At 68.1% G+C, this 24,274-nt stretch carries 19 protein-coding genes; 14 read left to right on the top strand and 5 right to left on the bottom strand.

Annotated elements, in window-relative coordinates; genetic code table 11:
* The first annotated feature begins 78 nt into the window (after positions 1 to 78).
* Positions 79 to 1,617, top strand: coding sequence for an amino acid permease (locus GOALK_RS17420; RefSeq protein ID WP_006360160.1), 1,539 nt, complete (start codon positions 79 to 81; stop codon positions 1,615 to 1,617).
* A 91-nt stretch (positions 1,618 to 1,708) separates the two neighbouring features.
* Complete coding sequence (gene ahcY, locus GOALK_RS17415) at positions 1,709 to 3,184, top strand: adenosylhomocysteinase (RefSeq protein ID WP_006360159.1); 1,476 nt, start codon at positions 1,709 to 1,711, stop codon at positions 3,182 to 3,184.
* Positions 3,185 to 3,282: 98 nt separating this feature from the next.
* Here the strand turns inward: ahcY and GOALK_RS17410 are convergent, their stop codons facing one another.
* Positions 3,283 to 4,044 carry a hypothetical protein gene (locus tag GOALK_RS17410; RefSeq protein WP_006360158.1) on the bottom strand — a complete coding sequence of 254 codons (762 nt, stop codon included), beginning with the start codon at positions 4,042 to 4,044 and terminating at the stop codon, positions 3,283 to 3,285.
* A gap of 130 nt (positions 4,045 to 4,174) precedes the next feature.
* Positions 4,175 to 4,807, bottom strand: a complete 633-nt coding sequence (locus GOALK_RS17405) for a dTMP kinase (RefSeq protein ID WP_040004319.1) — start codon at positions 4,805 to 4,807, stop codon at positions 4,175 to 4,177.
* 98 nt (positions 4,808 to 4,905) lie between these two features.
* On the opposite strand from GOALK_RS17405, the gene mtrA reads away from it, so the two are divergent.
* Genes mtrA through lpqB form a run of 3 tightly spaced genes read left to right on the top strand, consistent with a single transcriptional unit; the run spans position 4,906 to position 9,010 of the window.
* Complete coding sequence (mtrA, locus tag GOALK_RS17400) at positions 4,906 to 5,583, top strand: MtrAB system response regulator MtrA (protein ID WP_004023513.1); 678 nt, start codon at positions 4,906 to 4,908, stop codon at positions 5,581 to 5,583.
* A complete protein-coding gene (gene mtrB / locus GOALK_RS17395) occupies positions 5,580 to 7,250 on the top strand; it encodes an MtrAB system histidine kinase MtrB (RefSeq protein WP_040004318.1) in 1,671 nt (556 codons plus the stop codon). The genes mtrA and mtrB overlap by 4 nt, the downstream gene beginning before the upstream one ends.
* Positions 7,247 to 9,010 carry an MtrAB system accessory lipoprotein LpqB gene (gene lpqB, locus GOALK_RS17390; RefSeq protein WP_006360155.1) on the top strand — a complete coding sequence of 588 codons (1,764 nt, stop codon included), beginning with the start codon at positions 7,247 to 7,249 and terminating at the stop codon, positions 9,008 to 9,010. Before mtrB ends, lpqB begins: the two co-directional genes overlap by 4 nt.
* A 19-nt stretch (positions 9,011 to 9,029) precedes the next feature.
* Here the strand turns inward: lpqB and GOALK_RS17385 are convergent, their stop codons facing one another.
* Positions 9,030 to 9,698 carry a ComF family protein gene (locus tag GOALK_RS17385; RefSeq protein WP_006360154.1) on the bottom strand — a complete coding sequence of 223 codons (669 nt, stop codon included), beginning with the start codon at positions 9,696 to 9,698 and terminating at the stop codon, positions 9,030 to 9,032.
* A gap of 385 nt (positions 9,699 to 10,083) precedes the next feature.
* On the opposite strand from GOALK_RS17385, the gene hpf reads away from it, so the two are divergent.
* The 9 genes from hpf (at position 10,084) to GOALK_RS17340 (ending at position 21,973) form a co-directional block, all read left to right on the top strand.
* Positions 10,084 to 10,905 (top strand): ribosome hibernation-promoting factor, HPF/YfiA family, encoded by an 822-nt coding sequence (gene hpf, locus GOALK_RS17380; RefSeq protein ID WP_006360153.1) that lies wholly within the window; start codon positions 10,084 to 10,086, stop codon positions 10,903 to 10,905.
* Positions 10,906 to 11,080: 175 nt separating this feature from the next.
* Complete coding sequence (gene secA, locus GOALK_RS17375) at positions 11,081 to 13,894, top strand: preprotein translocase subunit SecA (protein ID WP_006360152.1); 2,814 nt, start codon at positions 11,081 to 11,083, stop codon at positions 13,892 to 13,894.
* Between the two features lie 52 nt (positions 13,895 to 13,946).
* Positions 13,947 to 14,552: an Rv3235 family protein gene (locus tag GOALK_RS17370; RefSeq protein ID WP_006360151.1), complete on the top strand. Its 606-nt coding sequence runs from the start codon at positions 13,947 to 13,949 to the stop codon at positions 14,550 to 14,552.
* A 48-nt stretch (positions 14,553 to 14,600) separates the two neighbouring features.
* Positions 14,601 to 16,076, top strand: a complete 1,476-nt coding sequence (locus tag GOALK_RS17365; RefSeq protein ID WP_006360150.1) for a wax ester/triacylglycerol synthase domain-containing protein — start codon at positions 14,601 to 14,603, stop codon at positions 16,074 to 16,076.
* 78 nt (positions 16,077 to 16,154) lie between these two features.
* Complete coding sequence (locus tag GOALK_RS17360) at positions 16,155 to 16,721, top strand: DUF6912 family protein (protein ID WP_006360149.1); 567 nt, start codon at positions 16,155 to 16,157, stop codon at positions 16,719 to 16,721.
* Positions 16,722 to 16,802: 81 nt separating this feature from the next.
* Positions 16,803 to 17,918 carry a ferredoxin reductase gene (locus tag GOALK_RS17355; protein ID WP_040004317.1) on the top strand — a complete coding sequence of 372 codons (1,116 nt, stop codon included), beginning with the start codon at positions 16,803 to 16,805 and terminating at the stop codon, positions 17,916 to 17,918.
* A gap of 109 nt (positions 17,919 to 18,027) precedes the next feature.
* Positions 18,028 to 19,146, top strand: coding sequence for a GNAT family N-acetyltransferase (locus GOALK_RS17350; protein WP_006360147.1), 1,119 nt, complete (start codon positions 18,028 to 18,030; stop codon positions 19,144 to 19,146).
* A 232-nt stretch (positions 19,147 to 19,378) separates the two neighbouring features.
* Positions 19,379 to 20,707, top strand: a complete 1,329-nt coding sequence (locus tag GOALK_RS17345) for a fatty acid desaturase family protein (protein ID WP_006360146.1) — start codon at positions 19,379 to 19,381, stop codon at positions 20,705 to 20,707.
* Positions 20,708 to 20,776: 69 nt separating this feature from the next.
* Entirely contained in the window at positions 20,777 to 21,973 is a 1,197-nt protein-coding gene (locus GOALK_RS17340) for a fatty acid desaturase family protein (protein WP_006360145.1), read from the top strand.
* On the opposite strand, the gene rsgA is transcribed toward GOALK_RS17340, so the two are convergent.
* Positions 21,927 to 22,970, bottom strand: a complete 1,044-nt coding sequence (gene rsgA / locus GOALK_RS17335; protein ID WP_006360144.1) for a ribosome small subunit-dependent GTPase A — start codon at positions 22,968 to 22,970, stop codon at positions 21,927 to 21,929. The genes GOALK_RS17340 and rsgA overlap by 47 nt on opposite strands.
* On the bottom strand, positions 22,967 to 24,232 hold the full coding sequence (gene aroA / locus GOALK_RS17330) for a 3-phosphoshikimate 1-carboxyvinyltransferase (RefSeq protein WP_006360143.1): 1,266 nt from the start codon (positions 24,230 to 24,232) through the stop codon (positions 22,967 to 22,969). Before aroA ends, rsgA begins: the two co-directional genes overlap by 4 nt.
* Between the last annotated feature and the right edge of the window lie 42 nt (positions 24,233 to 24,274).

Genomic DNA, 24,274 nt, shown 5'->3' with positions numbered 1-24,274 from the left:
GCGACGTCCGACGAACCGTCTGTCCGAGATAGCCTGGAAAGATCGCGGGGCGCGCGACCCTCGGCCCGAGGAGGCACGATGAGTAACCCGTTCAAGCGCGTCAAGTCGGTCGAGCAGTCGATCAGCGACACGGACGAACCGGACACCAAACTCCGCAGAGACCTCACCGCGTGGGATCTCACCGTCTTCGGTGTGGCGGTTGTCGTCGGCGCCGGTATCTTCACGCTCACCGCACGCACGGCGGGCAATCTGGCCGGCCCGTCGGTGTCGGTGGCGTTCGTGCTGGCCGCGATCGCGTGCGCACTCGCGGCGCTCTGTTACGCCGAGTTCGCCTCGACCGTGCCTGTCGCCGGTAGTGCCTACACCTTCTCGTTCGCCACCTTCGGTGAGTTCGTCGCATGGGTGATCGGGTGGGATCTGATCCTCGAGTTCGCTCTCGCTGCGTCCGTGGTCGCGAAGGGCTGGTCGCTCTACCTGGGCAACATCCTCGGATCGGCGGCATCGGTCGAGCTCACCGACTCGATCAGCTTCGACTGGGGCGCGGTGCTGCTGATCGCGGTGCTGACCGTCCTGCTCGCGCTCGGCACCAAGCTGTCGTCGCGGGTGTCGCTGGTCGTCACCACCATCAAGGTCTTCGTCGTCTTGCTGGTCATCGTGGTCGGTGCGTTTTACATCAAGATGGAGAACTACGACCCGTACGTGCCGCCCGCCGCTCCGCCGGCCGAGGGCGACACCGGCCTCCACCAGACACTGTTCTCGGCGATCACCGGCGCAGAGGGCAGCACCTTCGGCTGGTACGGCCTCCTGGCGGCGGCCTCGCTGGTGTTCTTCGCCTTCATCGGTTTCGACGTCGTGGCCACGACCGCGGAGGAGACGAAGAACCCGCAGAAGGCGATGCCGCGCGGCATCCTCGGATCTCTGGCCATCGTGACGGTCCTCTACGTCGCGGTCAGTCTTGTCGTGTCCGGGATGGTCCCCTACCCGGAACTGGCCGACAAGACAGATCCGGTGACCGGCGAGGTCACCGGGTCCACCCTCACCACGGCATTCGAGGCGAACGGTGTCACGTGGGCGGGCTGGGTGATCGATCTCGGTGCGCTCGCCGGCCTGACCACGGTCGTGATGGTGCTGCTGCTCGGCCAAACCCGCGTCGGGTTCGCGATGGCGCGCGACGGACTGCTGCCCAGATCGCTGGCACACACCGGCAAGCGCGGTACTCCGGTGCGCTTCACGGTCGTCGTAGGCGTCGTCTCGGGTGTGCTCGCGGCGTTCTTCCCGATGGGCACCCTCGAGGAGATGGTCAACATCGGAACCCTGTTCGCGTTCGTCCTGGTGAGTGTCGGGGTCATCGTCCTCCGCCGAACCCGGCCCGATCTCGAACGTGGGTTCCGGGTGCCCCTCGTGCCGTTCATCCCGATCCTGTCGATCCTGGCCTGCCTGTGGCTGATGCTGAACCTGTCCGTGGAAACCTGGATCCGGTTCGTGATCTGGATGGTGCTGGGTGTGGTCGTGTACTTCGCCTACGGCTACCGCAACTCGGTCTTCGCCCGGCGGGAGCGCGGTGAGGAGGTCGGAACGGCGGAAGTCGCGGCCGGGGAAACCGGGCCCGACACCTGACCATGGGCTCGGCGGGCATGGTCCGATAGCCTGGATCGAACGCACAGATCGCTGCACACGCGGCGCACGAAGCGAACGACAAGGGGATCAGATGACGACTGCTCAGGACGAGCTGAAGGCCGACAGCCGCAACGGGATCGACTACAAGGTGGCCGACTTGTCCCTGGCGGACTTCGGCCGCAAGGAGATCGAGCTCGCCGAGCACGAGATGCCCGGACTCATGGAACTGCGTCGTGAGAACGCAGATGTCTTGCCGCTCAAGGGTGCTCGAATCTCCGGATCGTTGCACATGACCGTGCAGACCGCCGTGCTGATCGAGACACTCGTCGCGCTCGGCGCCGAGGTCCGCTGGGCGTCGTGCAACATCTTCTCGACCCAGGATCACGCGGCTGCGGCCGTCGTCGTGGGTCCGCACGGCACCCCGGACGAGCCCAAGGGCGTCCCGGTCTTCGCCTGGAAGGGCGAGACCCTCGAGGAATACTGGTGGGCGGCCGAGCAGATGCTGACCTGGCCCGAGGCGGACAAGCCGGCCAACATGATCCTCGACGACGGCGGCGACGCCACCATGCTGGTGCTGCGCGGTGCCGAGTTCGAGAAGGCCGGCGTGGTGCCGCCGACCGAGGACGATCACCCGGCCGAGTACAAGGTCTTCCTCGAGCTGCTCCGCGAGCGTTTCGAGACCGACAAGAACAAATGGACCACCATCGCCGAGTCGGTTCAGGGCGTGACCGAGGAGACCACCACCGGCGTGCTGCGGCTCTACCAGTTCGCCGCTGCCGGTGAGCTGACGTTCCCCGCGATCAACGTCAACGACTCGGTCACCAAGTCGAAGTTCGACAACAAGTACGGCACCCGCCACTCGCTGATCGACGGGATCAACCGCGGCACCGACGTTCTCATCGGTGGCAAGAAGGTCCTTATCTGCGGTTACGGCGACGTCGGCAAGGGCTGCGCGGAGTCGCTGGCCGGCCAGGGCGCCCGCGTCCAGGTCACCGAGATCGACCCGATCAACGCGCTGCAGGCCCTCATGGACGGCTACGACGTGGTCACCGTCGAGGACGCGATCGGCAACGCCGACATCGTGATCACCTCCACGGGCAACCTGGGCATCATCACCCTCGACCACATGCGTCAGATGAAGCACCAGGCGATCCTGGGCAACATCGGCCACTTCGACAACGAGATCGACATGGCCGGCCTCGAGCGTTCGGGCGCCAAGCGCATCACCGTCAAGCCGCAGGTCGACCAGTGGATTTTCGAGAGCGGCAAGTCGATCATCGTCCTGAGCGAGGGTCGTCTGCTCAACCTCGGCAACGCGACCGGCCACCCGTCGTTCGTGATGAGCAACAGCTTCTCGAACCAGGTGATCGCGCAGATCGAGCTGTGGACCAAGAACGACGAGTACGACAACGAGGTCTACCGCCTGCCCAAGCATCTCGACGAGAAGGTCGCGCGCATCCATGTCGAGGCACTCGGCGGCAAGCTGACCAAGCTCACCAAGGAGCAGGCCGAGTACATCGGCGTCGACGTCGAGGGCCCGTACAAGCCGGAGCACTACCGCTACTGAGGTAACCCGCTCACGCAAACCCACCCTTTTTCGGCAGATCCACCACCCTCGCTGGGGGTGGAAATGCCGAAAAAGGGTGGGTTTGCGGCGTTTTGGGGTCAGGCCCCGATGTCGGGTTCGGCGTCAGGGCAATAGATCCACGAGCCGCGTTCCTTCAGGAACCGTTCCTTGGATTTCTCGGATTCGGTTCGGCGGCTGCCCTTTTCGAGATGGGACACGACCTCGGATTGGGCGACGTTGCCGTCGAAGACCGTCTCGAGGAAACCGTCGAGCACGATCATGCCGTCCTCGGCGGGCGGCGGGCCGGTGATGCGCTCCCGCGACTGCGTGCAGACCGCGGCCTTCATGCGTACGACGTCGCGTGCGTTTCGAGCTGACACGTAGTTCTGCAGGGCAGCGCGGATCTGGGAAAGCGCTGCGTAGTCGGCGGATTCGGGGTCGGAGTCGGTGCTCGTCGAACCACCCGGAGAGGTGCTCGACGAGGTGCTCGAACCTGTCGCGACAGAGGAATCCTCCGGTCCGGACGACGTCACGACCAGGGTGACGACGAGGGCGACCAGGGCGATGACGGCGACGCCGCCGGTGATCCAGGCGACGATCGCGCCGGTGTTGCGCTCGGGCGGCGGGGGACCGCCGGGAGGGCCTCCGTAGCCGCCGCCCGGGGCATAGGGCCCGGGTCTCTGGACGCCGTAGGGCGGCGGGGCTCCGTACGGGCCGTAGGGAGGTCGCGGCTGCGACGCGGGCGGGAACTGCCCGGAATACGGCCGCTGTCCACCGGGGCCGGGCCCCTGGGGGTACCCGGGCCGACCGGGCCCGAACGGTGGCGGTGGGCCACCGGGTGGTGGCGGCTGATAGGTCATTCGACCCCCTCCCCAGTCATTGATCCAGGCTAGCGAAGAGCCTTGTCGACGGCAGAGCCCGGTCGGCGGGGTGGCGTACGTCCGAATGACGCCCGTCGGGGTGACTTGCGGTCGACGGATCGGTCGGAGGTCAGCGGGTCAGGAGGCCGGCCAGCGCGGCGATGTCCTCGCCGTCGTACCGGTGCCACGGGGACGTCCAGTCGGCCTCGGCGAGTTGGCGATACACCGCGTCGACGCGGCGCTGCAGGTCGCTGTCGCGTTCGTAGGCATCGCGTGCCCGGCTCGCGTCGACGGCGGCCCGGCTCTCGGCACGCTGCATGGCCACCTCGGCGGGCACCCCCAGCAAGACGTGGCGGTCGGGGACCGGCATGCCGAACCGTCCGTACTCGAGGTCGGCGACCCACCGCACGACCTCGCCGTCGGCGTCCTGTTCCAGGCGACCGGCGTTGTAGGCCGCGTTCGACGCGACGTAGCGGTCGAGGATGACGATGTCGTTCGATCCGGTCGCCGCGGTGATGTCCGCGGCGGCGTCGGCCCGGTCGAGGGCGAAGAGCAGCGCCATGGCATACACGCTGTCCCGGAGATCGCCGTGCGAGCCGTGAAGTGCCTCCGAGGCGATGTCGGCGGTCGCCGACTGCCCGTAGCGGGGGAAGGTGAACGTCGCGACCCGCAGGCCCGACGCCGTCCAGCGCTCGACCAGACCGGCCACCAAGGTGTTCTTACCGGCGCCGTCGAGCCCCTCCACCGCTATCAACTGACCCACGCGGAGGAGTCTATGGGGTGGGACGAATCGGGCGAGAACGTACGCCTCCGGCGCGTCATTCACCACGCTTTCATCACGATGGTGTCACCATTGGACACATGAAGCCTCGCATCCTCGTCGTCGACGACGACGCCGCTCTCGCCGAGATGCTGACGATCGTGTTGCGCGGCGAGGGTTTCGAACCCTTCGTGGTCGGTGACGGTACCCAGGCACTCACCGCGGTGCGGGAGATCCGCCCCGACCTGGTGCTGCTCGACCTCATGCTCCCGGGCATGAACGGCATCGACGTGTGCCGTGTGCTGCGTGCCGACTCCGGCGTCCCGATCGTCATGCTGACCGCGAAGTCAGACACCGTCGACGTCGTGCTGGGTCTCGAATCCGGCGCCGACGACTACATGGTCAAGCCGTTCAAGCCGAAGGAGCTCGTCGCCCGTGTGCGCGCCCGCCTGCGCCGCACCGACGAGGAACCGGCCGAGCTGCTGTCGATCGGCCCGGTGGAGATCGACGTGCCCGCGCACAAGGTCACCCGCGACGGTGTGCCGATCTCGCTGACCCCGCTCGAGTTCGACCTGCTGGTCGCGCTCGCTCGCAAGCCGCGGCAGGTCTTCACCCGCGACGTGCTCCTCGAGCAGGTGTGGGGCTACCGTCATCCGGCGGACACTAGACTCGTGAACGTGCATGTCCAGCGTCTGCGCGCGAAGGTCGAAACCGACCCGGAGAACCCTGAGGTCGTCCTGACTGTGAGGGGGGTCGGCTACAAGGCCGGCCCGCCGTGATCGGTCGATCTCGACGACGGGTCAACAGCACTTTCGGGCGTTTCACCCGCGCTGCCGGCGCTGTCGGACGTGCCTTCGGGCACATCTGGCGGCGCTCGTTGCAGCTACGGGTCGTGGCGTCGACGTTGTTGCTGTCGGTCGTTGTGCTGCTCATTCTCGGTTTCGTGCTGGTTTCCCAGATCACCGACCGCCTTCTCGACGTGAAGCTGGCCGCGGCCACCGAGGAGATCGACCGTGCCCGTATCTCGGTGGAACGCGACCTGTCCAGCGGCGCCGGCAACATGTCGGTGCAGAACCGGCTGCGTCAGACGCGATCGCTGCTCACCGACCGTGATGCCGACACCGGGCAGGCGTCCGGCACGGTCGGCGCCTTCGACACCGTGCTGCTCGTCCCCGGCGCGTCCGAGAGCAGTGCTGCCAGCGGTGTCGGCCCGACCGCCGAGGTGCCGTCGAACCTGCGGGACATGGTCCGCGGCGGCCAGGTGGCCTACCAGTACACCCAGGTGCCCGACGGTTCCGGCGGACAGGCGCCGGCCCTGATCGTGGGTACCCCCACCAACGCCTCGGTGCCTGGGCTCGAGCTGTATCTGGTGTTCCCGCTGACCGCGGAACAGAACACCGTCGACCTCGTCCGCGGCACCCTGCTGACCGGCAGCATCGTCCTGCTGGGTCTGCTCGCGGCCATCGCCTGGCTGGTCTCCCGGCAGGTCGTCATCCCGGTGCGGTCCGCCTCCCGGATCGCCGTCCGGTTCGCCGACGGCCGTCTCAAGGAGCGCATGCCCGTTCGCGGCGAGGACGACATGGCCCGTCTTGCGATGTCGTTCAACGACATGGCCGAGAGCCTGTCGAAGCAGATCACCCACCTCGAGGAGTTCGGAGGCCTGCAGCGCCAGTTCACCTCCGACGTCAGCCACGAGCTGCGGACACCACTGACCACCGTGCGGATGGCGTCCGACGTGCTCTACGAGGGCCGCGACGAACTCGACCCGGTACGGAAGCGTTCGGTCGAGCTGCTGGACAAGGAACTTGACCGGTTCGAAACGCTGCTCAACGAGCTGCTGGAGATCTCCCGCCACGACGCCGGGATGGCCGAGCTGGCGGCGGAACGGATGGACATGGCCATCCCGATCGACGGCGCGCTGGCCACCGTCCGGCACCTGGCAGAGGAGACCGGGACCGAGCTCGTCCTCGACCTGCCCGCCGAACCGGTGCTCGCCGAGATCGATCCGCGCCGCGTCGAGCGAATCCTGCGGAACCTGCTCGCCAACGCGATCGACCACGGCGAGCGGAAACCGGTGACACTCACGATGCGGTCCGACGGCGACGCCGTCGCCATCACGGTCCGCGACCAGGGCATCGGGCTGCGGCCGGGTGAGGAGAAGCTGGTGTTCAACCGGTTCTGGCGTTCGGATCCGTCGCGGTTCCGACGCTCTGGCGGCACGGGTCTCGGCCTGGCCATCAGCATCGAGGACGCCCGCCTGCATCAGGGCCGACTCGAGGCGTGGGGTGAACCCGGCAAGGGTGCCTGCTTCCGGCTGACGTTGCCGCTCGTCCGTGGCCACAAGGTGCTCGGTTCGCCCCTGCCGCTGAAGTCCGTCGGCTCGGCACCCCGGGCCGCCGCCAAGACGGGTGGCCGCACACCAGGTGTGGAGGCTGGTGCCGAATGAGCGTCGAACGTCATCCGGAACACCCCCGGCGGAGTGTTCTGGGGCTCCTGATCGCCGTCGCGACGGCGACCGTGGCGATGGTCGTGGTGTCGGCGTGCGGGTCGATCCCCAATGACTCCTCACCGCAGCCCATCAAGTCCTTCCAGCGCGAGGGTGCCACCAACGCGGCCCCGGTGCCGCAGGCCGACATGGACCCCGAGGCCCTCGTCCGCGCGTTCTTGAAGTCCACGGTCGATCCCGAGTCCGGCCACGATGCCGCGCGCGCTTTCTTGACCCCGGTGGCCTCGCAACAGTGGGACGACCGCGGTGACGCCCTGATCCTCGACGAGATCAGCATCTTCGTCGACCAGCGCAACGAGGACTCCGTACGCATGCGGCTGACCGGCGACAACGTCGGGACGCTCAAATCCGACGGGCAGTTGCTGCCGGCGTCGGGACGGGTCGAGACCAGCATCAGCCTGACCCGCCAGGGAGACCAGTGGCGCATCGACGGGCCGCTGCCCAACGGGGCGATGATCGACCGCGACCAGTTCGACAACACCTACCGTCCGGTCTCGCTCTACTTCTCCGACCGCACCGGCCGGCGACTCGTCCCGGACCCGCGCTGGTTCTACGCAGGACAGGCGACCGATCCGACGGTGCTGGTCAACCGGCTCATCGCCGGACCCGCCGCCGACCTGTCCGCGGCCGTGGACAGCGGCTTCCCGAGCGGTTCGACACTGCGCGGGCCGGTTGTCGGCCTCGCCGGCGGCGGGGTACGTGTCGACCTCTACGGCATCGGCAACGCGTCGAGCCGGGATCGGACGGTGCTGGCCGCGCAGATCGTCTGGACCCTCGACGACGCCGACATCTCCGGGCCGTACGTGATCGACGCCGACGGTGCGCCCCTCGCCGCCGAACGCGCCTCGGGATGGCAACCCGCCGACCTCCGCTCCTTCGATCCGAACGCGGTGCCGTCCACCGACGTCGGCCTGAACGTCGTCACCGGCGGCGCATTGCGCGCGGTGACCGACACCGCGACCGTGCCGGTGCGCGGACCTCTCGGTTCGTCTCGCGACGTGCGGGCGGCGACGATCTCCGACAACGGCGCGCGGGTCGCCGCGGTGCGGACGGCTGGAGACCGCCGGCTCGAGTGCGTGATCGGCGACTACGGCGGCGACGTCGGGCCGATCGTCAGCGGGGTGTCCATCACCCGTCCCTCCTTCGGCGCCGACGAGAACGCTGTGTGGGTGGCCGTCGACGGGAAGCCGGTGCAGTGGCAGCGCGACGACGACGGCACCCAGACCGTCCCGGTCGAGGCATCCTCGATCCCGAGGGTGGCGCGCGGCGCGATCACCGAGATGCAGGTGGCTCCGGACGGTGTCCGGGTTGCCCTCGTCGTAGGCGGGCAGATCGTGTTCGCCGTGCTGTCGACGAACGCCGAGGGGCAGGTGTCGTTGACCAGCCCGCGGATCGCGGCCTACAACATCGGCAACCGTGCGGTGTCCTTGGACTGGGCGTCACCGACGACTCTGGTCGTCGCCCGGGAGGCGCCGGAGTCCCCGGTGGTGCAGCTGTCGATCAACGGCACCCCGGCGGTCGGCCTGCTCAGCGGGAACGTGTCCCCACCGGTGCGGGCCGTGGTGGCGAATGCCTCGACCATCTACGTCGGGGATCAGCGCGGCGTGCTGCGCCTCGGCAGCAACAACGGGCAGCCCGACCAGTACTGGACCGAGGTCGAACCCGCCATGATCGCCGGGGCGATCCCGGTTCTGCCCTGATCGCCGGGGCGGGATCTTCCTAGGCGGCGGCCAGGACGACGACCGCCGCGACCCCGATCCCGGCGGCGTGCAGAACGCGGACCGACTCGGCTGCAGTGGCCCCGGTGGTCAGCACGTCGTCGACCAGGAGCGCCGCGGCACCGTGCGGTGGACGCGCACCGCCGCGGAGACGGACCGCCCCCGCGAGGTTGCGAGCACGTGCCCGGGCGTCGAGTCCGGCGGAGTCGCGGGCGGTCGCCGCGGTCATCAGCAGCGGTGCGACGGTCACACGGGAACCCAGGAGTGGTGCGGCGTGTTCGGCGATCGCGGCGACCCGATCGCCGCCGCGGCGTCGTGCGCTCAGCCGGCGGGTGGGCGCGGGGATCAACGCCAGTCGGTCGGCGTCGGGTAGCTCGCCCCACCCGGCCAGCACCCGCACGGCGTGGGCGAGTGCGGCGCCCAGCGGCGGGATCAGATCACGGCGGTCGTGTTCCTTGACGGCGATGATCCCGTTCCGGTGGGGACCCCGGTAACGACCGAGGGCCCACACCGGCACACCCGGTGAGATGCGCGGGCGGGCGGCGACCGGAGCGTCGTGCCAGGCGGTCTCGCAGCGGGCACACCACGGAGTCCCGGGCCGTGCGCACCCGCCGCAGACCACCGGGAAGACCAGATCCGCCGCCGCGGCCGGCACCTGACCCCAGACCATGTCCCGACCGTAGACCCGGGCGCCGCACGCCAGGTGTGGCCGGCGGAGCCTGTGGAGGGATCCGCCCTGTTCGGTGAGTTGTCCGAGTCCTTGGGATCACCGCGCGCGGGCCCTCGGTCCCGACTTGTCCCGGGATACCCGACGCGGCGGGGCAAAACGTGGCCGATACCCGAACTTGCGACTACGGTCTTGGGTACATCGGGTTGCCGGGAGGACAGTTGAGTCCCCGCGCCGGACACGACCGATTTTCGGGAGGTGATGCCCCTGTCGATGAGTGTCAGCTGTCAGCTGGCATGGACAAATCCTCGGCGTCGGCCAAATTATCAGTGCGACAACAGATCACGATGACCCCACCGCCGCCGGGAACAATTCAGGAGGTAGTTGAATGTCCACAGTCATCCATCGCAAAGGCCAGCGCGAACCGAAAATCGCAGACCCCAGGCCGACCGTGGAGGAGGGCCTCGAGCCCGACCACCAACCCGCCCAGAACGACTCCGACGACCAGGAGTTCGCGTTCGTCCGCCCACCCGGAACGGTGGACGCCGACGAACCCGCCGAGCCCATCGCCAAGGTCGTGTTCAGCGGCCGGAACGTCGAGATACCCGACCATTACCGCATCTACGTCGGCGACAAGCTCGCCCGCCTCGAGCGTTTCGATCCGACGATCTACCGATTCGACGTCGAGCTGAACCACGAACGCAACCGGAGACAGTCCAAGGTCTGTCAGCAGGTGGAGATCACCGCGACGGGTAAGGGGCCGATCGTCCGTGCGCAGGCCTGCGGTGAGAACTTCTACGCCGCCCTGGAGCATGCACTCGACAAGGTCGAGTCGCGGCTGCGGCGAGTGAAGGACCGTCGGCGCGTGCACTACGGCAACCGGCGCCCACAGTCGGTGGCCGAGGCCACCGAGGTCGGAGCGCCGCTGCTGCGCGACAACCAGTTGACCGTGGAGGGGCATGTCGGCGACCCCGGCATGCTCGAGGCCACCGAACGCGGGGAGTGGGACGACGGTGTCGACGAGTACATCCCAGGTCAGATCGTCCGCGTCAAGGAGCACACCGCGGTACCGATGACCGTCGACGACGCGCTCTACGAGATGGAACTCGTCGGGCACGACTTCTTCCTGTTCCACGACAAGGAGAGCGACAAGCCGTCGGTGGTCTACCGCAGGCATGCCTTCGACTACGGCCTCATCCGCCTGACATGAACACGGGCTGAGCGGTTCCGGACGGCCGCGGACGAATCCGAACGATGAAGTCGTCTCGGTTACGTGCCGGTCGATCAGGGTCTGCTCAGCTCACCTCGCTACCATGGGATCCGGTCTGTGCGTTCGCACGGGCCGGATTCCGTGTGTTTTCTACAGGTGAGGGACTCGATCCACGGTGCTGAACAAGCTGTTGCGTGTCGGCGAAGGCCGCATGGTCAAGCGACTCGACGCTATCGCGTCGCACGTCGAGGCGCTGTCCGACGAGTTCGAGGCGCTCTCCGACGCCGAACTGCGAGCCAAGACAGACGAGTTCAAGAAACGTATCGCCGATGGTGCGACGCTCGACGAACTGCTGCCCGAGGCCTTCGCGACGGCCCGCGAGGCGGCCTGGCGCGTGCTCGACCAGAAGCACTTCCACGTCCAGATCATGGGTGGCGCGGCGCTGCACTACGGCAACATCGCCGAGATGAAGACCGGTGAGGGCAAGACCCTCACCTGTGTGCTCCCGGCGTACCTCAACGCGCTGTCCGACGAGGGCGTCCACGTCGTCACCGTCAACGACTACCTCGCCAAGCGTGACTCGGAGTGGATGGGACGCGTCCACCGCTTCCTCGGCCTCGAGACCGCAGTGATCCTCACCGGGATGTCCTCGGCCGCGCGCCGCGAGGCCTACGCCGCCGACATCACCTACGGCACCAACAACGAGTTCGGCTTCGACTACCTGCGCGACAACATGGCGCACTCGCTCGCCGACCTCGTCCAGCGCGGCCACGCCTACGCGATCGTCGACGAGGTCGACTCGATCCTCATCGACGAGGCCCGCACCCCGCTGATCATCTCCGGCCCCGCCGAGGGGTCGAGCAAGTGGTACACCGAGTTCGCGCGTATCGCGCCGCTGCTCGAGAAGGATGTCCACTACGAGGTCGACATCAAGAAGAAGACGATCGGCGTGCACGAGGCCGGCGTCGAGTTCGTCGAGGACCGTCTCGGCATCGACAACCTGTACGAGGCGGCCAACTCGCCCCTGGTCAGTTACCTGAACAACGCGATCAAGGTCAAGGAGCTCTTCCAGCGCGACAAGGACTACATCGTCCGCAACGGAGATGTCCTGATCGTCGACGAGTTCACCGGTCGTGTGCTCGACGGCCGACGCTTCAACGAGGGCCTGCATCAGGCGATCGAGGCCAAGGAAGGCGTGGAGATCAAGGCCGAGAACCAGACCCTCGCCACGATCACCCTGCAGAACTACTTCCGCCTGTACGACAAGTTGTCGGGCATGACCGGTACCGCCGAGACCGAGGCCGCCGAGTTCGACCAGATCTACAAGCTCGGTGTGCTGCCGATCCCGACCAACCGGCCGATGGTCCGCAAGGACCAGGGCGACCTGATCTACAAGACGGAAGAGGCGAAGTTCGCCGCGGTCGTCGACGACATCGTCGAGCGTCACGAGATCGGCCAGCCGGTGCTGATCGGTACCACCAGCGTCGAGCGTTCGGAGTACCTGTCTCGTCAGCTGAAGAAGCGCGAGATCCCGCACAGCGTCCTGAACGCCAAGTTCCACGAGCAGGAAGCCCAGATCATCGCCGAGGCGGGCCGCCTCGGGGCGGTCACGGTGGCCACCAACATGGCCGGCCGAGGTACCGACGTGGTGCTCGGCGGCAACCCGGACATCATTGCCGACACCCGCCTGCGCAAGGCCGGACTCGACCCGGTGAACACCCCGGACGAGTACGAGGCCGCGTGGGACGAGGCCATCGAGGTCGCGCGCACCGAGGCCGCCGAGGAGGCCGAGGCCGTGCGCAAGGCCGGTGGCCTGTACGTGCTCGGCACCGAGCGCCACGAGTCCCGCCGTATCGACAACCAGCTGCGCGGCCGTTCGGGTCGTCAGGGCGATCCGGGTGAGTCGCGGTTCTACCTGTCCGTCGCCGACGAACTGATGCGCCGCTTCAACGGCGGTGCGCTCGAGGCGATCATGAGTCGCCTGCCCGACGACGTGCCGATCGAGGCCAAGATGGTCACCAAGGCCATCCGTAGCGCTCAGACCCAGGTCGAGCAGCAGAACTTCGAGATGCGCAAGAACGTCCTCAAGTACGACGAGGTCATGAACGAGCAGCGCAAGATCATCTACGCCGAGCGCCGCCAGATCCTCGAGGGCGAGGATCACCACGAGCAGGTCAAGCAGATGATCGACGACGTGGTCAGCGCCTACGTCGAGGGCGCGACCGCAGAGGGCTACGCCGAGGACTGGGATCTCGACGAGCTGTGGACCGCGCTGCGCACCCTGTACCCGATCGAACTCGACCCCAAAGAGGTCGTCAACGAGACGGAATACGGTGAGCGCGAAGACATCTCAGCCGAAGAGCTGCGCGAGACCCTCGTCAACGATGCGAAGGCCGCCTACGACAAGCGCGAGAAGGCCATCGACGAGATCGCCGGCGAGGGCGCGATGCGCCAGCTCGAGCGCAGCGTCCTGCTGAGCGTCCTCGACCGCAAGTGGCGCGACCACCTGTACGAGATGGACTACCTGCGCGAGGGCATCCACCTGCGGTCGATGGCGCAGCGCGACCCGGTGGTCGAGTACCAGCGCGAGGGCTTCGACATGTTCACCGGCATGCTCGAGGGTCTCAAAGAGGAAGCACTCGGCATCCTCTTCAACGCCCAGGTGCAGACCGGGCAGCCGGCACCGCAGGCGCCGCTGCCCACCGCCGCCGACCTGCGTGCCGCGGTCGGTGCAGGTGCGCCCGCGCCGGCGGCCGACTCCGGTTCGCAGGTGCCCGCAGCGCTGCGTGGTTCCCGGGCCTCCGGCGGCGATGTGCCGATGACGTTCTCCGGACCCGACGAGGGTGGTGGCACGGTCGTCCACTCCGAGGAGGAGGAACTGGCCGGTGCCGCCGACTCGGCCAGTCGGCGCGAGCGCCGCGCGGCCGCGCGGGCGAACACCAAGGGCAGCCGTCCGAAGCCGCCGAAGGCCAAGAAACAGCGCCGCTGAAAAAATCCGGGAGAAAGCGGAACCCGACGGGGAGTGGCTGCGTCCAATCTCCATGCAAACACTCACCTCCCCTCCTCCCGTCTCCACACGGACGACGCGGGTTCGGGTACTGCCCGCCCCGACGTATGAGCCGGCCGGCCCCGGTGCGATGGGTGCCGGGGCGGTCGGTTCCGGGTCGGTACGCGCCGTGTTCCCGGGGCCGCGTCCCGATGCGGGACCGTCACGCAAGACCCTGACCGCCGCGGTGGAGGCCCGGCGGTTCACCGTCGCCACGTCGCGACTGCTGTTCGAGGTCATCGACCGTCGACGAGGGATCGCGCACCTCGGTGACTCCGTGTCGCCGTCGATCGTCGATCAGGTGGCGGCGCTGGTTCGTCACGACGCCTTCCGTGTGGCCGAAACCGCCGGTGCCCCTGGAGGTCCACCCGCTCGCGGTACGGTCCTCCAGCGCGTGCACGTCCAGTTGTGCGACACCAGTGCTGCCGAGGTGTTCGGCTCCTACCTCAGCGGTGGGCGCGTCCGCGCCTTCGCCGGGCGCGTGGAGCGCAAGCCGCGCCGTGTGCGCGGGAACGATCCGCGGCCCGGCGGCGCCGGCCCGCGAACCGGTCTCGGCCAGGTCGAATACCGCTGGCAGCTCGTGGCGCTCGAGTTCTGCTGAGCCCGTCGAGTCCGGCCCCGACGCAGCCGAACGGCTAGGATCGGCGGCGTGGTGAACCGTTTGTCGCCGCGCGACGCGATGTACTACTTCCTCGACGATTCCCGGTCGACGACGCATCTCGGGGCGTTGCTGGTCGTGGACCCCTGTGTCGGCGAGGGGAAGAAGTCCGGCGACCCGACGCCCGGGGAGAACGGCACGGCTTCGGCGACCCGTCGACCCGCGCTCGACTACCAGTCGCTGGTGTCGTTGGTCGAGAACCGGCTCCAGCTGGCGCCCCGGTACCGGCAGGTGGTCCGTGAGGTCACGCTCGGACTGGCCCGCCCGGTGTGGGTCGACGACCGGGATTTCGACATCAACTTCCATATCCGGCGCTCGGGGTTGCCGCGGCCGGGTGGTCCCGCGGACCTCGCCGAGCTCATCTCCCGGGTGATGTCCAGGCCGTTGGATCGCACCCGGCCGCTGTGGGAGATGTACCTGATCGAGGGCCTGGCCGACGGCAGGCTCGCGATCCTGACCAAGTCGCACCGGTGCCTGATCGACTCTTCGGGCGATCCGGAGATCAGCGAGGTCATCTGCGACCTCACCGACGAGCCGGAGCAGCTGCCCGAGGAACTGTGGATGCCCGGGTCGCCGCCGGGATCGGCGAACCTGGTCGTGGGTGCACTCGCCGAGGCGATGGCCCGTCCGGGCGATCTCGTCGAGACCATGGTGCATGGCAACGGTCTGGTCTCCGAGGTGCGCTCGGTGGTCGGCAGAACCGTCCGTCGGGCCGGTGACGTCGTCGGCCAGCTCACCGACTCCGCTCCTCGCAGCCCACTCAACAACACGGGCACGACCACCCGCACCTTCACCACGGCGTCGGTGCCGCGGCGCGACTGCGCCAAGATCGCCGAACACCACAACTGCACCGTCAACGACGTGGAACTCGCCATCATCTCGGGGGTGGTGCGGCGATGGATGCTGTCCGTCGACCCGGCGGCGGTGCCTGCCGACACCGTCCGCGTGGTGATCCCGCTGTCGCCGCGGGACCCCGGGGTGGAGGTCGAGGCGGGGGCCGAACCGGGCTGGATCAACCTCGGCAAACCGAGCTTCGTGACGGACCTGCCTGTCGGGGAGTCGAATCCGACGGTGCGTCTCGCCCAGGTGGCGGGCCTCGCCGAGCGTTATGCGCAGTCGTCGCGGCGGATGAGCACGGGCCCGAGCCCGCTGTTCCCGGAGCTGGGTATGGTGCCCTTCGCCGACTTCAGCTCCCGCGCGTTCCGGTCGCTCGACAGTCGCGCGTACAACGTCCCGGTGGCGATGAGCACTTCCCCGGTCGCCGACCGGTTCGTGCTCGGCGTGCCGGTCCGCGAGATCTTCTACATCCCGGTTCTCGTCTCGCAGCGGGCGCTTGCGGTCAGCGTCGTCGAATACGGTGACCGGCTGCAGTTCTCGTTCATGGCCGACCGCGGGGTCATTTCCGACCTGCCCGTGCTGGCGGACTACGTCACCGAGTCCTTCGAGGAGTTGCTGATCACCGACTGAGTCGGGGGCGCGGCTAAGGTGAGCGGGTACCGCAATCGGACCGCCAGGAGCGGGGGTCGTTATGAGAGCGATGGTCGAATGAGGGTCTACCTGCCGGCGACGTTGGCAATGCTGATGGAGCTCAACTCCGATGGCGAGTTCCGTCCGATCGGCGGAACCGGGTTCGCGTTGACCCCGGCTCTGCGCGAGGCGTTCGTCGCGGGCGACGACGAGGAGCTCTCGGAGGTCGCGATGCGCGAGGCCGCGCGGGCGTCGCTGCGTCTCCTGGCCGGGGAGGCGCCGGAATCCGGCGACGCCGAGGCCGAGCGCGATCTCGCCGCCGACGAGGCGCTGACGAAGCCGGGCGTGACCCCTTCGCTGCCGCCGCGCCGCGTGGTCGTCGCCGCCGACGTCGAGGACGTCAAACTCCGTCCCGATCTCGACGATGCCGTGGTCAAGGTCGGCGGGACGATCCCGCTCTCGGCGGTCGCCTCGGTCCACGTCGACGTGAAGGAGGCGGAGGACAAGGTTCGCGCCGCTGTCGTCGTCATCGATGCCGCCGACATGGGTGACCTGGACGCCGAACTGGCCGTCGGCGACATCGAGGACTTCGACCTCGCCTGGTACGCCACCCAGGAGCTGCCGTTTCTCCTCGAACTGCTCTGATACTCGTGTGAGATCCTGGATGGCGCTAACCTACGGTTGCGTAGGTTAGAGTGTTCGGAGACGTTGAAGGCGGTGTGTGAGTTGGGTCTGCTCGAGCGATTCGAAGAACCGGTGGCCGGGGTCGCGGCGCGTAGCCGCGGTGCGCAGTGGGTTCGTGCGGCGGTCACCCGCATCACGACGCCGTTGCTCCCCGACGACTACCTGCATCTCGCCAACCCGCTGTGGTCGGCCCGTGAGCTGCGGGGCAAGGTCATCTCGGTGAGGGGGGAGACCGAGGACACCGCAACGATCCGGATCCGTCCGGGCTGGGGGTTCTCGTTCGACTACGCGCCCGGCCAGTACGTCGGTATCGGCGTGCTGATCGACGGTCGATGGACGTGGCGTTCGTACTCGCTCACCTCGACCCCCGACGCGTCGGCGAACGACAAGACCATCGCGATCACCGTCAAGGCGATGCCGGAGGGTTTCCTGTCGACCCACCTCGTGAACGGCCTGACGCCGGGCACCGTGGTCCGTCTCGCCGCGCCCCGCGGCGAGTTCGTCCTGCCCGACCCGCTGCCGGAGAAGATCCTGTTCGCGACCGCCGGCAGTGGCCTCACCCCGATCATCTCGATGCTGCGCACGGTCAGACAGCGGAAGCAGAACACCGATATCCGGCTGATCCATTCGACGCCCTCCGAGACCGACCTGCTGTTCGCCGACGAACTCGAGGCGATGGCGTCGTCGGGTCTCGTCGACCTGCACGTGCAGTACACCCGCACGGACGGACAGGTCACCCCGGAGTCGCTGCCGAGCCTGTGTCCCGACTGGCGCGAGCGTCAGACCTGGGCATGTGGACCGGCGGGGTTCCTCGACGGCCTGCATCGTCTCTACTCCGACGCCGACCTGGGCGAGCGGCTGCACATCGAGCGGTTCGCCCTCGAACGCGGTGTGGTGGGTGCCCAGGGCGGCACGGTGACGTTCAAGCGCTCGGGCAAGACCGCCGAGGTCGACGGCGCGACCACCCTTCTGGAGGCCGGGGAGGCCGCGGGCACGATCATGCCGTTCGGCTGCCGGATGGGCATCTGCCAGAGCTGCGTGGTGATGCTCGACAAGGGCTGCGTGCGAGATCTGCGGTCCGGCGTCGAACACGTCGAGGGTGAGCGTATCCAGACGTGCGTCAGTGCGGCCGCCGGGGATTGCACGCTGGACGTCTGACCTGGCTGTTCGTCTATGACCCGGCGATGCCCCGGGAATTGCCGGTACGCTCGAAAACGTGCTTGGTCACAGTGCTGGGACCCGTCCCGTTCGGCCCGAGGGCTGACCGGTGAAAGCCGCGGTCCGGATTCCCGAAAACGTCCCCGTTCTCACCGACGGCGGGGTGACACTGCGGCCTCATGAGCCCCGAGATCTCGATCGCATGGTCGAGCTCGCGGCCGATCCGGCCATGATGCGGTGGACACCCGTCCCGGCGCCCTACAGTCGCGCCGCCGCCGAGAGATTCGCCCTCGACTATGCACCCAGGTCCTGGGCGGACGGCTCCCGCATGTTGTGGGCCGTCGAGTTCGACGGCAGGTTCGTCGGCACCGTCGACCTCGCCGGGGAGGGCCCGCTCAGCAGGCTCAGTTACGACCTCCATCCCGACGCCCGCGGCTGGGGCGTGATGAAACGCGCCGTCCTGCTCGCGGTCGACTATGCCTTCACCGAGGCCGGCAAGGAGGTCGTCCGCTGGACGACGGTCGCCGGCAACATCGACGCGTTGCGCGTCGCGCACTCCTGCGGATTCCGGCTCGACGCCGCGGTCCCGGACGGGGTCGAGGTCCGCGGCCACATCCGTGACGCGTGGGTCGGCTCGCTGCGAGCAGACGACGCACGGGAGCCGCAGACCGAGTGGCGCACCGACGTCTTCGAGACCGAGCGGTTCCGCCTCCGGCCCCTCGCGGAGCACGACGACCCACGCATCCGCGAGACCCTCGACGACCCGACCTCCCGCAAGTACCTCTTCGCGCGGCCCGACCCGCTGGAGCTCGAACACGCGGCGGCCGAACGTCTGCGCAAGTGGTGGACCGCTGCGCAGGGCGTCACCTGCACATGGGCCGTCGCCGACCTCGAGACCGACGACTACCTGGGCGACATCACCCTCCTGCACATCGACGAGGTCACCGGCGCCGAGGCCGGCTTCTACACCCATCCCGAAGCGCGCGGGAAAGGCGTGCTGGCAGAAGCGTTTCCGGCGTCCGTGCGATATGCGTTCGAGAAGTTCGGTTTCCGGCGGCTGACGCTGTTCGCCGCCGACAGCAACGAGGGCAGCAAGAAGCTCGCCCGCGCAGCCGGTTTCCGCGAGGTCAGCAGGCAGAAGCTCGCCGCCCGCTCCGACGGTGTCTTCGAGGATCTCATCGGCTTCGAGCTGTTCATCGACGACTACCGTGAGGCCGCGGACAGCTGATCCCGCCGGTTTCCGCCGGTCGAGCCCACCCTGCCGGTTGAGCCTGTCGACCCCCCGCGCAAAAAACCGTGCCGTCAGGGCGGCTCACCGCTGGACACACCCGCGCCCCGTAACCTACGCTTGCGTAAGTTACGGAAACGTAAGGGTCGGAAGATCCGGCGTGAGCCGGTCGGTGTAGAGGTCGTCGTCGACCCCCACCGAGACCCATCCCACCTGCGAAGGGACCACACGTATGGCGATCACGGACATCCCCGAATACGCACACCTGTCCGAGGCGGACGTCGAGGCACTCGGCGCCGAGCTCGATGCGATCCGCGCGGAGGTCGAGGCCAGCCGGGGTGAACGTGACGCCCGCTATCTCCGCAACACCATTCGCTTCCAGCGTGGCCTCGAGCTCGCCGGACGCGCACTGCTCTTCGGCTCCACCAAGAAGTCGCTCTGGTGGGCCGGCGCTGGTGCGCTCGGCGTGGCGAAGATCGTCGAGAACATGGAGCTCGGGCACAACGTGATGCACGGGCAGTGGGACTGGATGAACGATCCCGAGGTGCACAGCTCGACGTGGGAGTGGGACAACACCGACCCGTCGGCGCACTGGAAGCACACCCACAACTACATCCATCACAAGTACACGAACGTGCTGGGCATGGATGACGACGTGGGCTACGGCCTGCTGCGCGTCACCCGCGACCAGCGCTGGCGTCCGTTCAACTACGGCAACCTCGTCTACAACACGATCCTCGCGCTGGCGTTCCAGTACGGCGTCGCCGTGCAGCACCTCGAGCTGGGCAAGAAGCGACGGACGCCGGAGGAACGGGAACAGTACAAGCGCGACGTCGCCGACGTGCTGTCGAAGATCGGCAAGCAGGTCGCCAAGGACTACCTCGCCTACCCGGCGCTGGTCAGTGCGACCACCGGGCACAAGGTCGGCTACGTCAACGCCTACCGCAAGGCGGCCACCGCGACCGCGCTCGGCAACGTCATCCGCAACGTGTGGAGCAACGCCGTCATCTTCTGCGGGCACTTCCCCGACGGTGCGGAGAAGTTCACCAAGCAGGACATCGACAGCGAGTCCCAGGCCGAGTGGTACCTGCGCCAGATGCTGGGCAGCGCCAACTTCGACTCCGGTTTCGTTCTCGCGTTCATGAGCGGCAACCTGTCGTACCAGATCGAGCATCACATCTTCCCGGACCTGCCGAGCAACCGGTACGCCGAGATCGCGGTGAAGGTGCGCGCGCTGTGCGACAAGTACGACCTGCCCTACACCTCGGGTCCGTTCCCGGTGCAGTACGCCAAGACGTGGCGGACCATCGCCAAGCTGTCGCTGCCGGACAAGTACCTCAAGGCGACCGCCGACGACGCGCCGGAGACCGCGTCGGAGCGCCGCTTCAAGCAGGGGCTGCCCGAGGGTGCCCGGCTGCGGGCCACCATCGACGAGCAGACCGGTACCCGTCGCGGACTGCGCTCGGCCATCGCCGGGCTGCGTGAGCGTCGTCGCGCCGGTCGCGGACGTGCCGTGGTGACGCCGCTGCGTGCGACGCGTGACGACGAGGCCGCCGCCTGATCGGCGATGGCGGGTGGTCGGACCCCGCGCCGGGGCAGGGAATCGAAAAGGTCGGCATAATGGGGCTCAATGGCCATCACTGACATCAATGAGTACGCGCATCTGACCGACGCCGACGTGGAGGCGCTGGGTGCCGAACTCGACACCCTTCGCCGCGAGATCGAGGCGGATCGGGGGATGCGTGACGTCAAGTACCTGCGACGCACGATCCTGGCGCACCGCGCGCTCGAGGTGACCGGACGCGTCGCGCTGCTCGGCAGCCGCTCGCGGCCGCTCTGGCTGCTCGGTACCGGCGCGCTCGCTCTCTCGAAGATCATCGAGAACATGGAGCTCGGGCACAACGTGATGCACGGGCAGTGGGACTGGATGAACGACCCGGAGGTCCACTCGACCACCTGGGAATGGGACATGGTGTGCGCCTCGCCGCACTGGAAGCATTCCCACAACTACATCCATCACAAGTACACCAACGTTCTCGACATGGATCACGACGTCGGTTACAAGACGTTGCGCGTCACCCGGGACGATCCGTGGCAGCCCAAGCTGCTTCTGCAGCCGCTGACCAACGTCGTGCTCGCGGCGCTGTTCGAGTGGGGGATCGGTCTGCACGACCTGGATCTGAAGGACGTCATCTCGGGTGCCAAGCCCAAGGAGATCGCGAGACCGCAGCTCAAGTTGTTCGCCCGTAAGGTCGGCAAGCAGATCGTGAAGGATTACGTGTTGTTCCCGGCGTTGTCCGGTCCGAACTTCACACACACGCTGACGGCGAACCTCACCGCGAACCTGATCCGCAACCTGTGGGCCTATGTGGTGATCTTCTGTGGCCACTTCCCGGACGGGGCAGAGAAGTTCACTGCGGACATCCTCGAGAACGAGACACAGGGGCAGTGGTATCTGCGGCAGATGCTCGGGACGGCGAATTTCGACGCCGGGCCGGCGATGGCCTTCCTCAGCGGTAACCTCTGCTACCAGATCGAGCATCATCTCTATCCGGATCTGCCGAGCAACCGCTACGCCGAGATCGCCGTTCGGGTCCGAGCGCTGTGCGACAAGTACGACCTGCCCTACACCACGGGTCCGCTTGCGGTGCAGTACTTCCAGACGCTGCGCACGATCAACAAGCTGTCGCTGCCCGATCGGTTCCTCCGTGCGACCTCCGACGATGCGCCGGAGACGGCGTCGGAGAAGCGCTTTGCCGGGATGCCGCAGGCAACCGGCCTCAAGGCCGCGATTCGGGAGCTTCGGGCGCGGCGTCGTCGGCGCTGAGTCCGCCGCCGACCGCGACGAGTAGGTGTCGCACGGCCATCGCGCGACGATAGGAGTGTCCCCCGAGTCCGTCGAGTTTGCACTCCGGATCTGCCGGCGGGCCGAGATGTGTACAGCCCCTGGGGCATTCGGCGATGGCATCCTGGAGATCGTCGAAGGCGGCAACGATGTCGTCGGCTCCGACGTGGGCGAGTCCGAACGACCGGATTCCGGGGGTGTCGACGACCCAACCGCGCGGGACACTGTCGCCGGGTAGCGGCAAGGCGACCGACTGGGTCGAGGTGTGCCGCCCCTTACCCACCCCGGACACCACGCCGGTTGCTCGATAGGCATCGGGCACAAGACGATTGACGAGCGTCGACTTGCCGACACCGGAGTGTCCGATGAAAGCGGTGATACGGCCCCGGAGCGTCGCGAGGATCTCGTCGAGCGGATCGTCGCGCCCGGCCCGGATGACGGGAAGCTCGAGGTCGGCGAAGGCGGCGGTGAACTCGGTCGGGTCGGCGAGGTCGGATTTCGTCAGGCACAGGATGGGGGACAGGCCGCCGACGTAGGCCGCCGCCAGCGCGCGTTCGACGAATCCGGTACGGGGTGGCGGGTCGGCCATCGCGGTGACGATCAGCAACTGGTCGGCGTTGGCGACCACGATCCGTTCGTACGGATCCGAGTCATCGGCGGTGCGGCGCAACACACTTCGACGCTCGGCGACACGCACGATCCGCGCCAGGGTGTCGGGTTTTCCGGAGAGATCACCGACCACCGACACGTCGTCACCGACGACGATGGGGGTCCGGCCCAGCTCTCGCGCGCGCATCGTCACGACGCGACGGTCAGGATCGCCGCCGAGGACGACACCCCAGCGGCCGCGATCGACCGACACGACCATGCCCTGCTCGGCGTCGTCGTGGGACGGGCGGGTCTTGGTGCGAGGACGGGTGCCCTTGCCGGGACGAACCCTCACATCGGATTCGTCGTAACTCGCCGCCCGGCGGCTCAATGGTGCCCGATCATCTGCTGCCACATACCGGGGAAGTCGGGCAGCGTCTTGCTCGTCGTCTCGATGTCGTCGACCACGACGCCGGGGGTCACGAGTCCGATGATGGCGCCGGCAGTGGCCATGCGGTGATCGGCGTAGGACTCCCAGGTCCCGCCGTGCAGGCTCGTCCCGGTGATCCGGAGACCGTCCTCGGTCTGGGCGCAGGTCCCTCCGAGCCGGGTGATCTCGGCGGTGAGGGCCGCCAGCCGGTCGGTCTCGTGACCGCGCAGGTGGGCGATGCCGCTCAGCTCGGATTCGCCGTCGGCAAGAGCGCACAGGGCGGCGATGGTCGGCGTCAGCTCACCGATGTCGCGCAGGTCGAGGTTCACACCCTTCAGCACGGCGGGGCCGCGGACGGTCAGCGTGCCGTCGAGGTGCTCGACGGTGCATCCCATCGCGGCCAGGACGTCGGCGATGCGGGCGCCGGGCTGCGTGGTGACCGCCGGCCAGTACGGCACGCGGACCTCTCCGCCGGTCACCGCGGCGGCGGCCAGGAACGCGGCCGCATTCGACAGGTCGGGTTCGACGGTCCAGTCGACGGCCCGGATCGGACCGGGCGACACGCGCCAGACATCGGGTTCGGAGGTGTCGACCTCGACGCCGGCGGTCGCCAGCATCTCGACGGTCATGTCGATGTGCGGCGTCGACGGGACGGGCGGTCCGACGTGGCGGATGACCAGCCCTTCGTCGAACCGGGCCGCCGACAACAGCAGACCCGAGACGAACTGCGAAGACCCCGACGCGTCGATGGTGACCTCGCCACCGCGCACCCGCCCGGTGCCGTCGATGGTGAAGGGCAGGCGATCTCCCTCGATCGCCACCCCGAGCCCGCGTAGGGCGTCGAGGATCGTGGTCTGCGGCCGCACGCGGGCCTGCGGGTCGCCGTCGAAGCGCACCGGGCCGGCGGCCAGCGCGCCGAGCGGCGGCAGGAACCGCATCACCGTTCCGGCGAGACCGCAGTCGATGTCGGCGCCATGAAGCGGCCCGGGGGTCAGGGAGACGGTGGTCTCCGCAGCGGGGTCGATGCGCACCTGCACACCGAGTGCCTCCAGAGCGCCCAGCATGAGGTTGGTGTCGCGGCTGCGGAGGGTTCCGCGGACGGTCGACGGGCCGTCGGCGAGCGCGGCGAGGACCAGCGCGCGGTTGGTGATGGACTTGGAACCGGGCAGCTCGACGGTTGCGTTCAGGCCGCTCGCGCAGGTGGGCGCGTTCCAGGAACTCATGCGATCCAGTTTGTCATGCCCGGTCCTGCCGGTTTCATCACC

This window comes from Gordonia alkanivorans NBRC 16433 (genome assembly GCF_000225505.1).
Lineage (GTDB): Bacteria > Actinomycetota > Actinomycetes > Mycobacteriales > Mycobacteriaceae > Gordonia > Gordonia alkanivorans.
This window is presented reverse-complemented; position numbering and strand designations above follow the sequence as displayed.